This is a genomic window from Albimonas sp. (assembly GCF_055129145.1).
Genome location: NZ_JBSRTQ010000141.1, coordinates 1 through 10864 on the forward strand (window position 1 = coordinate 1; position 10864 = coordinate 10864).

The 10864-nt window shown below is 69.3% G+C and carries 9 protein-coding genes and 1 pseudogene; 7 read left to right on the top strand and 3 right to left on the bottom strand.

Annotated elements, in window-relative coordinates; all coding sequences use genetic code 11:
- Positions 1-211: 211 nt before the first annotated feature.
- Both ACTB72_RS17485 and ACTB72_RS17490 read right to left on the bottom strand, forming a co-directional pair.
- A complete protein-coding gene (locus ACTB72_RS17485) occupies positions 212-1066 on the bottom strand; it encodes an ImmA/IrrE family metallo-endopeptidase (RefSeq protein ID WP_463038292.1) in 855 nt (284 codons plus the stop codon).
- Positions 1063-1392 (bottom strand): helix-turn-helix domain-containing protein, encoded by a 330-nt coding sequence (locus ACTB72_RS17490; RefSeq protein ID WP_463038293.1) that lies wholly within the window; start codon positions 1390-1392, stop codon positions 1063-1065. The genes ACTB72_RS17485 and ACTB72_RS17490 overlap by 4 nt, the downstream gene beginning before the upstream one ends.
- A 303-nt stretch (positions 1393-1695) precedes the next feature.
- On the opposite strand from ACTB72_RS17490, the gene ACTB72_RS17495 reads away from it, so the two are divergent.
- The 4 genes and pseudogenes from ACTB72_RS17495 to ACTB72_RS17510 all read left to right on the top strand — a co-directional run.
- Entirely contained in the window at positions 1696-1983 is a 288-nt protein-coding gene (locus ACTB72_RS17495) for a ParB N-terminal domain-containing protein (RefSeq protein ID WP_463038294.1), read from the top strand.
- Positions 1955-2839 (top strand): DNA-methyltransferase, encoded by an 885-nt coding sequence (locus tag ACTB72_RS17500; RefSeq protein WP_463038295.1) that lies wholly within the window; start codon positions 1955-1957, stop codon positions 2837-2839. Before ACTB72_RS17495 ends, ACTB72_RS17500 begins: the two co-directional genes overlap by 29 nt.
- On the top strand, positions 2836-3561 hold the full coding sequence (locus ACTB72_RS17505) for a DUF5681 domain-containing protein (protein ID WP_463038296.1): 726 nt from the start codon (positions 2836-2838) through the stop codon (positions 3559-3561). Before ACTB72_RS17500 ends, ACTB72_RS17505 begins: the two co-directional genes overlap by 4 nt.
- A 693-nt stretch (positions 3562-4254) precedes the next feature.
- Positions 4255-4428: pseudogene (locus ACTB72_RS17510) on the top strand (peptidoglycan-binding domain-containing protein); the annotation flags it as partial.
- Between the two features lie 842 nt (positions 4429-5270).
- Here ACTB72_RS17510 and ACTB72_RS17515 read toward each other — a convergent pair.
- Positions 5271-5396: a hypothetical protein gene (locus ACTB72_RS17515; RefSeq protein WP_463038300.1), complete on the bottom strand. Its 126-nt coding sequence runs from the start codon at positions 5394-5396 to the stop codon at positions 5271-5273.
- A 34-nt stretch (positions 5397-5430) separates the two neighbouring features.
- On the opposite strand from ACTB72_RS17515, the gene ACTB72_RS17520 reads away from it, so the two are divergent.
- The 3 genes from ACTB72_RS17520 to ACTB72_RS17530 form a co-directional block, all read left to right on the top strand.
- The gene (locus ACTB72_RS17520; protein ID WP_463038299.1) at positions 5431-7431 is read left to right on the top strand and encodes a TerB N-terminal domain-containing protein; all 2001 of its coding nucleotides are present in this window, start codon (positions 5431-5433) and stop codon (positions 7429-7431) included.
- An 18-nt stretch (positions 7432-7449) separates the two neighbouring features.
- On the top strand, positions 7450-8778 hold the full coding sequence (locus ACTB72_RS17525) for an ATP-binding protein (protein ID WP_463038297.1): 1329 nt from the start codon (positions 7450-7452) through the stop codon (positions 8776-8778).
- 40 nt (positions 8779-8818) lie between these two features.
- Positions 8819-10864 (top strand): DEAD/DEAH box helicase (locus tag ACTB72_RS17530; RefSeq protein ID WP_463038298.1); only part of this gene is annotated, 2046 nt, incomplete at its 3' end.

Sequence of the window (10864 nt, forward strand, 5' to 3'; positions counted from 1 at the left end):
GACCGCCACCTCGGCGTCGCGCACCACCGTGTCGGCGCCGTCGACCGGATACATGAAATCCGCCGTGACCAGCAGGTCGACGGCTTCGGGCGGTTGGCCTGCTGCGTGCATCGCCTCGTCTCCTGGTCGGCTCGGACGATGGGCCGGTGGCGCGACGCATCTTGAGCAAGACCGCAGGCGCCCTGCAAGCTCTTCCCAAAAGCGCGTCGCGTCATAGGTATGCAAGATCCACGAAGACTGCTTCACCTCGCCGCCACCGATCCCCGCCCTCCGGCTCGGCGAGCACGAGCGTCATGGCGTAGCCGTCGTCCTGGAGCAGCGTCTGGGCGAAGGCGCCGCCGCGGAACCGGCCGGCGAGCCAGTCCTCCGGGCGGACCTCTTCCATGCAGGTCAGACGGTCGGCGCCTGACGCCGTCAGCAGGTGGCCGATCGCGTCGCCCTTCCATGCCGAGGTCCGGGGAAAGGTCTCGCTCCTGTCGAGGTAGAGCACCTCGCCGTTGCGCGTGAAGACGATGGCGAGCACCTCCTCGTGCAGCGCCACGTAGCGCCGGACCGCCGCGGCCCGGCTGACATCGAAGCGCCCGGCCATGGCCAGCGCGTGCTCGAGGTCGGCCGAGCGTTTCAGGTGGCGCCCGAGCAGTCGCCGGGGCGTCAGGGCTTCGATGGCGAAGGCGTTCGCCTCGCGCTCCTGGCGCTGGCGGATGCCTTCCCCGATGGGAGACCGCATGTCCTGCGCCGTGCAGGCGAAGCCGTGGTCGCCCATCGGCTTGTGGCGCTCGTTGAGGAAGTGCCCGAGCTCATGGGCGATGGTGTAGCGGCGGCGGCCACGGTTGCGCCCGGCCCGCACGATGATCTGCCCTTCGCTCTTGAGACGGTCGGTCTGCAGGCAGCCCTCGATCCCCTCCAGCGGCGCCTCGACGATCTCCAAGATGTCGAGCGCGAGCGCGATCTCGTCGATCGGAACGCGCCCGGCGAGATCCGGCAGTTGCCGCAGCAGCGCATCGGCCAGCCGGACCGGATCCGAGCCGGCGCTCTCGATCTCGATGCGGTCGAGCGACAGCGTCATTCCCGATCGGCGCGCCGCCTGCGGAAGGACTGCAGCATGTCGTCGAGGATCTTGCGATCCTCGGGCTTCAGCTCCTGCGCCTGGCGGAACATGCGTGCGAGATCGTCGTCGGCGTCGGGGGCGTCGACGTCCTCCCCGACCAGCCAGCTCAGCGAGACCTTGAAGTGATCGGCGAGCCGCGTGACCAGCCCCATCGAGGGGTTGTCGGTGCGGCCCTTCTCCAGCTCCCAGATATGCGCCTTCGACACGCTGACGGCGGTGGCGACGTCCTGGAGGGACTCGCCCGATTTCAGCCTCAGCTCGTTGATCCTGCGGCCCAGCGACATGGCCGGCCTCCCTGCGCGATGTTTTGATGATCTTACGAAGTCATAACATTCCTGTTACGCAAGGCGAGCGTTTTTTGTATCTGACAAAAGCGGGCGATCCCATGAGTCGGCCCGACGACATCGAGCAGCAAAGGACCGCGCCATGGCGCATCCCCCCGCAACGAGGCGCTGCGCCTCATCCCGCCGGACCGGCTGCGGCCTTGGGCGAGGAACGCCCGGACCCATTCGAAGAAGCAGGTCCGCCAGATCGCCGACAGCATCCGGGAATTCGGTTTTACAAATCCGGTGCTGATCGACGAGGACATGACCGTCCTCGCCGGCCACGGCCGGGTGGCGGCGGCGAAGCTTCTGGGGCTGGAGGCGGTGCCCTGCCGCCTGCTCTCGGAGATGACCGAGGCGCAGAAGCGGGCCTATGTGCTCGCCGACAACAAGCTCGCCCTGAATGCCGGATGGGACGACGAGCTGCTGGCCGAGGAGCTGGGCGCCCTGCAGGAGATGCAGTTCGACGTCAGCCTCACCGGCTTCTCGATCCCCGAGATCGACGGGCTGATCGAGGGGTTTTTTGCCCGAGGAACCCGGCGACCCGGCTGACGACGCGCCGGTGGCGGACGGCCCGCCGCGCTGCCGGCCGGGCGATGTCTGGCAGCTCGGGTCTCACCGGCTGGTCTGCGGCGACGCCCTGGATCCTTCGGTCGTCGCGCTGCTGATGGGCGGCGAGGCGGCGCGGATGGTGTTCACCGACCCGCCCTACAACGTGCCCATCGACGGCCACGTCGGCGGCTCGGGCAAGATCAAGCACCGCGAGTTCGCCATGGCCTCCGGCGAGATGAGTTCGTCTCAGTTCACCGCGTTCCTCGAGACCGCCTTCCGCAACATCGCCGATCACAGCCTCGACGGCGCCATCCACTTCGTCTGCATGGACTGGCGGCACATGACCGAGGTGCTCGAGGCCAGCCGCGACGTCTACGCCGAGATGAAGAACCTGATCGTCTGGGCCAAGGACAACGGCGGCATGGGGACCTTCTATCGCTCCCGCCACGAGCTGATCTTCGCCTTCAAGGTCGGGACCGCGCCCCACGTCAACGCCTTCGAGCTCGGCCAGCACGGCCGCTACCGCACCAATGTCTGGGAATACCGCGGGGTGAACACCATGCGGGCGGGCCGGATGGAGGAACTGGCCCTGCACCCCACCGTCAAGCCGGTGCGGATGATCGTCGACGCCATCAAGGACGTCTCGGGCCGCGGCGAGATCGTGCTGGACCTGTTCGGCGGGTCGGGCTCCACCCTGATCGCCGCCGAGAAGACCGGCCGCCGGGCGTTCCTGTGCGAGCTGGACCCGATCTACTGCGACCGCATCCTGCGCCGCTGGGAGGTCTGGGCCAAGGACGACGCCGAGCGTCTCGTCTGCGGCTGGCCGGCTGCCGGCGCCACGGAGGCCGCCGCATGACCGAGGACGAGGCGAAGAAGGCGCTCCGGGCCGGGCGCCCGGGCGCCGCCGCCGCCGCCGCCGCCGACTACGAGGTCGGCTACGCCAGGCCGCCGAAGGCCACCCGCTTCAAGCCAGGCGTCTCGGGCAATCCGCGCGGCCGCCCGAAGGGCTCCCGCAACCGCCCTGGGCTGCACGAGGAGCGCCTCAAGAACATCGTCCTCGACGAGGCCTACCGCACCATCCAGGTCCGCGACGGCGACCGCAACGTCACCATCCCCATCGCCCAGGCCGTGATCCGCTCGCTGGCGATCAACGCCGCCAAGGGCCGGGCCCGGTCCCAGGAGCTTTTCACCGAACTGCTCGCCGCCACCGAGCGCGCCAACCGCCGCCTCCACGACGAATGGCTGGAGACCGCGATCACCTACAAGGTCGAGTGGGACCGCGAGCTGGAACGCCGCCGGACCTTCGGCGTCACCGGCCCCGCCCCCCTGCCCCATCCCGACGACATCGTCATCGACATGCGGACCGGCCTGGTCCAGATCCGCGGCCCGATGACCCGCGAGGACAAGTCCGCCTGGGACGCCCTGCGCGCGCGAAAACGCGAGTGCCTGCAGGACCTCGAGGACCTGCGCGCCCTGCTCATCGAGGACCCCGACCGCCCCGACCGCGCCCTGATCGAAGAGGTCATCGAGCGCGACGCCCGCATGCTCGAGATGATCTGCAAGGTCATTCCAGGGTAAGCGGCTGGAAGAGATTGAACCGTAGCAGCCTGTTCCGAGGATGACGATATCGTCGACGACGTGGGACCGGCGAGGTTCAGGTCCCCGATCGGATGACGGACGAGGAGGTGTCGGCGGGGGATGCCCTGGCCAAGAACAGTTTGGCTTCAGAGAGGAGGAGGCTGTGGAACTGCAGGAAATGCTGAAGGACGAAGCGGCGTTATTGCAGCAGAGTATCATCCAGAACGAACTGAGCCGTTCCGACAGGACGGTGGGGACGCTCCGCGGGGTTGCTGGTTGAGATCCGCGCGACCAGATTTCAACGAATATGGAGTTTAACAAACCTGTGCGGTATATTGAAAACGAGCAAATTCAGCGCCGCAGGCGCTCTGCGCAAAGCTGAAAGTTCAGCATTCGGCGATCCGCAGTTGATCCCGAGGCAAATTACTCACAAATCCAATCATATTCGTCCATACAATACCAAGCAGCATGCATTAATTTCACACCGAGGATCTGATACTTGAGGAGTTTTGCCCTTGCTCCGTGTGCAGATGTGAATTCACCGAAGATGACGGGCTGCGGATTTCACTTGCGGCCTCATGACAAGGGATGCAGGTTCAGGATTAATTCATTGCAGGCGGTGTGACTGAGGAGGCGGCCACGATGGAGCGGCGTCTTTTCCTCCGGATCGGCTTCGCCTTCGCGGTCACTCCCATGCATGCTCTCGCCCAAAGCGAAGAGCTGGCGGAAACGCAACGCCTCCTCCGGGCCAAAGGCTTCGATCCCGGACCGCCCGACGGTCATCCCGGCCCGAGGACGCGCCGCGCGATCGAGCAATTCCAGAAATCAAATAGCCTGCCGTCCACCGGCGTTCTGGACGAGGCCACCCGGGAGGCGCTGTTCGAGGAGGCGCCGGCGGAGCCCATCGGCCGCAAGGGGGACCAGCCGCCCCCCGCGGAAGCTTCGCCCGCTCCGGTCGAGACGGCGCAACCCATCGACGTGAGCAAGCCAGAGCCGGAGTCTTCTCCGCAGCCGAAATCTGAGAGGCCGGCCTCGCCAACCGGAACGTCTTTGACCGTGGAGGCTCTGGTGACGAGACGCCTCGAGCGCTCGCCCGAGACCATAGTGCGGGATGAACGCGTGAGCGTCCCCGCTGTCTCGATCGTCTCGGTCGAACAGGCGGAAGATCTCGACGGGCTGCCAAGGCTGTTGCTCGCCGCCCTTGGTGTTTTCGCGGTGGCGCTGCTGATCCGGCGGCGATCGCGCCGAGCGCGGGCGGAGGCGGCCCTCGCCGAGACGATGCGGAGGTCAAGGTCGGAGCAGGAGGTGGAAAGCGCTCGGCAGCGGCCGACTGATCCGCCGCTTCGAATGACGCCGGAGCAAGCCCCCTCGCAGCCGGCGCGGTCGGCTGACCTCGCTGAGGTTGCGGTGTCGAAAGCGGAGCCGACGGAGCAGTGGTCCGTCGTCGCTGATGCTTCGCCTGGCCGGGCGCTGGAAACTCCGACGCCGTGGTCCGCTTTCGCTGAACCCTCGCAACCATTCGTTTCGGCTCCGCGCACGCCGTCGGCCATGCCAGCGACCAAGCCCGCTTCGGTCTCGATGGTTCCTGACCGACCTGCTCGGCTCGCCTCGACGGCCTCGCATACGCCCCCGATCGATCCTCCGCTCAGATCGACTCCCTTGCGCGAGGATGAAGAGGCGCTTCGGGCGCCGCCTCCCTACGCGCCGCTTCAGTCGAAGGGCACGACGTTCTTGTCGCCGGCGAGCCAGTCGCCACCCGACCCGCCGTCGACGCCCCCAGCCACGAAGTCTACGCAGCCGAGACCCGACGCGTCCGGTTGGCATCCGCAAGGCATGAAGGTCGTCGTTGCTGGACGATGGCTGCCCGGGATGGTCCATGTCGGACGCCCGCAGCGCGGTGCACAGATCCCCAAGGACCTGATCGACCCCACGCTTACAGTCGCGCCCCGCGGTCTCCAGGCGGAGGGGGGTCTGCTGCCCTACTGGCCGAGCTATTCCTCCATCTCCCCCGGGGCCCGCGCGACCTATCTTGATTGGCTGGCGGACGGGGCGCGGGACGTGCGCATCGGCGTCGGCTACGTCTTCCTCTACTTCTACGGGATCGAGCGCAGGTTCTTCGAGGGCTTCGAGGACCTCGTGGGGCGTCGCCGGCTGATCGAGGAGACCGAGACCCTGCTCGCTCTTTTCGGCGACAACGGGTCCGTGCGCCGATACATGGGCGCGCTGCTCGACGCGGCCGCCTTTCTTGACGCCGAAGCGCCGGAATCCTCACCTCCGGCAACGCGGGAGGGATGGGGAGAGATTCCGCTTTCGGTCCGGCTCGCCATAGGGCGGCGGCTTCAGGCGGGCCAGCCCCTCGACGCCGACTGGGCCTTCGCCTGGCTCGCGACCCACCCGGAGATCCGCTTCCGCACCGCTGCCACCCGCGCCGAGCCCGAGTTCCGCGCGCTCTTCGCCGCGAAGTTCCGCGAGGCCTATCCGGAGGGGATGCGACCGCGCCTGCCGAAGAAGACCATGAGGGCGATTTACCGCGCCGCCTCCGGCGACTTCACGGTCGATCTGACCTCCAAGGTCCCCCCTGTCCCCGAAATTTCCGGGCTGCGCGCCCCCATCGACGCGCTGGCCCGCCTCGCCGACGTGGCGGAGGAGGAGTTGGGCAAGTTCAGCCGGTTCCTTGGCCGCAATCCGGACGGGCGCGGCACGGTCGAGGGTCATGCCCTGCTGCCCGAAACCATCCGGGACGCGTTCCCCTGCCCCGAACTCGACGCCCTGCGCGACTGGGCCGAGGCGCGGATCGAGGCGGGCGGCCTGATCCCGGTGGCCGAGCTGGTCGAGCGTCTGGAGGGCGCGCCCGCCGAAAAACTGGGCAAGAAGCGGCTGGCGGGAATCGCCGACGCGCTGGGCGCGCTCGGCATCGGCTTCGCACCCGACCCGCGCTTCGCCCTGCGCGCGCCCCGGATCGATGAGCCGGCCGTGCTGTTCCGCCTGCCCGGAACCGACGACGCGCTGGATCAGGCCAGCCCTGCCTATCGGGCGCTTCTGCTGGGCGTGATCGTCGGCGCACATGTCGCCCATGCGGATGGCGAGGTCTCGGCCGACGAACGTGCGGCGCTCGCCTCGCGGATCGAAACCGCGCAGGGGATCAGAGCGTCCGAGCGGGCGCGCCTGCGCGCGAACCTCACCTGGTCGCTCGCGGTTCCGCCCGAGGCAGGGATGTTCCGCAAGCAGGTGGGCGAAATGCCGGAGGATGCGCGCATGGCGCTCGCCCGCCTCTCCGCCGCGGTCGCCGCCGCCGACGGCACGCTCGACCGGGCGGAGATGGGGGCGCTGGAGAAAATACACCGGGCGCTCGGCCTCGATCCCTCTCTGATGCACGGGCATCTGCATGCCATGATGACCGGGGCCGAACCCGCCACCGTCCGACCCGCGCAGCCGGGAGAGCCGGATTTCGCCATTCCCGGCCCGCCGCAGGCCGCATCGGCGGGCGGCGCGGGCGTCACGCTCGACCAGGCGCGGATCGATGCGGTGATGGCCGACACCGCCCGGGTCGCCAGCGTGCTGCACGACATTTTCGCCGAGGACGACGAGCCGGAGGACGAGGCGCCGGATAGCGCCCCACCCGATGCCGACGCCCGCTTCGCCGGCCTCGACCCGATCCACGCGAGGCTCGCCTACCGCCTGCTCGCCACGCCCCGCTGGTCCGAGGACGCCTTCGCCGCGCTGGCCGCCGAGCTCGGCCTGATGCCGGCCGGCGCGATGGAGACGCTGAACGAATGGGCCTTCGACACCCATGACGACGCCTTCCTCGAAGAGGACGACGGCTACGAGATCAATCCGGAGGTCGCCGCCCGCATCGCGGCGACCGCCTGAACAAATGGGGGGACGGACATGGACCGACCGGCCATCAAGCGCCGCGAACGCGACACGATCATTCAGGCCCTGCGCGCCGGCGTGGTGCCGCGCGTCGGCCTCCAGCACATCCAGGTGGGGCGAGACCGCGAAATCGCCGAGATGATCCGCGACCTTGAGCGGATCGAGGAGGGCGGCGCCGCGATCCGCTTCGTCATCGGCGAATACGGCTCGGGAAAAACCTTCTTCCTCAACCTGGTCCGGCTGGTGGCGCTGCAGAAGGGCATGGTGGTGATCTCGGCCGATCTCGCCCCCGACCGGCGCATCCAGGCCACCGGCGGCCAGGCCCGGGCGCTCTTCGCCGAGATGACCCGCAACGCCGCCACCCGCTCCAAGCCCGAGGGCGGCGCCCTGCCCAGCATCGTCGAGCGCTTCGTCAGCCAGGCGATGCGCGAGGCGGAAGCCGAGGGCCTGTCGCCCGAGGACATGATCCGCCGCAAGCTCGCCCATCTGGAGGAGCTGACCGGCGGCTACGAATTCGCCACCGTCATCGCCCGCTACTGGAAGGGCCACGAGGACGGAAACGAGGACCTGAAGGCCAACGCCCTGCGCTGGCTGCGGGCGGAGTTCGCCACCCGCACCGACGCGCGGGCTGCGCTCGGCGTGCGCACGATCATCGACGACGCCGGGGTCTACGATCATCTGAAACTGCTCTCGGCCTTCGTGCGTCAGGCGGGCTATGCCGGGCTGGTGGTGGCGCTGGACGAGATGGTGAACCTCTACAAGCTCGCCAACTCTCAGGCCCGGAACGCGAATTACGAGCAGATCCTGCGCATCCTCAACGATGTGCTGCAGGGCAGCGCCAGCCATATGGGCGTGATGCTCGGCGGCACGCCGGAGTTTCTCACCGACAGCCGCCGCGGGCTCTACAGCTACGAGGCGCTGCAATCGCGGCTGATGGAGAACGCTTTCGCCCGCGACGGGCTGGTGGACCTGTCCGGCCCGGTGCTGCGGCTGGCGAACCTGACGCCCGAGGATCTCTTCGTCCTGCTGGCGAACATCCGCCGCGTCTTCGCGTCGGGCGACGGCCCCGATCTGCCGGACGAGGCGCTGCGGGCCTTCATGGCCCACTGCTCCCAGCGTATAGGCGAGGCCTATTTCCGCACGCCCCGAAACTCGGTGAAGGCCTTCGTCAGCCTGATGTCGGTGCTGGAGCAGAACCCCGATGCCGACTGGCGCGCCCTGATCGGCGAGACCGAGATCGTGGCGGAGACGGGCGACGACCTCTCGGACATCGACGAAGCGCAGGCTCCGGGCGCGCCTGCGACGGAGGGCAGCGACGATGGGCTCGCAAGTTTCCGGCTCTGACGGGAGGGCCTCGGCCGGGTTCGGCAGGCTTGCGCGGCCGGTGCGGAAATGGATCTGGGCGCAGGACTGGAAGGGCCTGCGGCCGATCCAGGAGCGGGCCATCGCGGCGCTGATCGACGGCCCGCGGGACGCGATCATCGCGGCCGGCACCGCCAGCGGCAAGACGGAGGCGGCGTTCCTGCCGCTGATCTCGCGCGCCCTGGCCGACGATCGGCCCGAGGGCCCGGGCTTCGACCTGCTCTACATCGGCCCGCTGCGCGCGCTGATCAACGATCAGTTCGCCCGGCTCGACGATCTGTGCCGCGACGCCGAAATGCCGGTGCATCCCTGGCACGGCGACATCGCGCAGGGAGTGAAGACCCGCGCCCGGCGCAATCCGCGGGGCGTGCTGCTGATCACGCCGGAGTCGCTCGAAGCCCTGTTCGTGCTGCGCGGGCTGGAGATCCCGGCTCTGTTCGGGCGGCTGGATGCGGTGGTCGTGGACGAGCTGCATGCGCTGCTCGACAGCGAGCGGGGGGTGCATCTGCGCTCGCTCCTCGCCCGGATCGAGCTCGCCACCGGGCGGCGGGTTCCCCGCATCGGCCTCTCGGCGACGCTGGGCGACATGTCGCTGGCCCGCGCCTACCTGCGCCCGGATGCGCCGGAGGGCGTGGCCCTGATCGAGGACGACGCCGGCGCCGGCGCGGAGATCCGGCTTCAGTTGCGCGCCTACCGTGTGGGCGGCAAGCCGAAAGCCGTCCCGGGCGCGCCCGCCCCGAAGGCCGACGACCCGGAGGGCGCCAGCGCCGAAGCCGAGATCGCGCAGCACATCTTCACCCATCTTCGCGGCAAGCAGAACCTGCTCTTCGCCGGCTCGCGGGGCCGGGTGGAGACCTATGCCGACCGCCTGCGCACCCTTTGCGAGGACGCGGCGCTGCCCAGTGAATTCCTGCCCCACCACGCCAGTCTTTCGCGGGAACACCGCGTCGACCTGGAACGACGCCTCAAGGAAGGCCGGCTGCCCACCACCGCGGTCTGCACCTCGACGCTCGAACTCGGCATCGACATCGGCCATGTCGACTGCGTGGCCCAGATCGGCCCGCCCTACTCGGTCGCCTCGCTGCGCCAGCGGCTCGGCCGCTCCGGGCGCCGCGCCGGGCGGCCCGCGGTGCTGCGCCTCTACGTGACCGAGCGCGATATAGCCGCCGACATGACCCTTCCCGACCGCCTCCGCTTCAACCTGCTGCGCTCGATCGCCGCCGTCGACCTGCTGCTGGCCGGATGGTGCGAGCCGCCCCGGCCCGAGGCGCTGCACCTCTCCACGCTGGTCCACCAGATCCTCTCGGTGATCGCCGAGCGCGGGGGCGCCCATGCCAGCCGCCTCTTCCTCACGCTCTGCGGCCGCGGCCCGTTCGGCCGGGTGAGCGTCGACCTCTTCGCCCGCGTCCTGCGCAGCCTCGGCGACCCGGAGGTGGCGCTGATCGAACAGGGCCCCTACGGAACCCTGATGCTCGGCCGCGAGGGCGAGCGCCTGGTGGAGAGCCACCGTTTCTACGCCGTCTTCCAGACGCCCGAGGAATACCGGCTGCTGCACAAGGGCCGCCCCCTCGGGACGCTGCCCATCGTCTCCCTGCTGATGCCGGGCATGACCATCATCTTCGCCGGCCGCCGCTGGCGCATCGACGCGGTGCATGACCGGGAGCGGGAGGTGGAGGTCTCGCCCGATCCGACCGGCAAGCCGCCCCTCTTCGGCGGCGAAGTCGGCGCCGTCCACGACCGCATCGTCGCCCGGATGCGCGACGTGCTGGCGGAGGACGGCGTCCCCGTCTTCCTCGACCCCGAGGCCGCCGAGATGCTGCGCGAGGCCCGCGGCGACTACGCCACGCTCGGCCTCGCGCGGCGGCGCATCCTGACCGAGGGCTCCGGCGACCGCGTCCTGCTCACCTGGCGCGGCGGCGAGGCCAACGAGACGCTGGCCCTGGCCTTACTGCGCGAACTTGGCGCGGAGGAGATGACCGTGGAGCCGCGCGACGGTTTTCTCACGCTGCTCGGGCTCGGCGGGGACGTGGCCGCGCTCGAAACCGCGCTGGGCGCGGCCATGGAAACC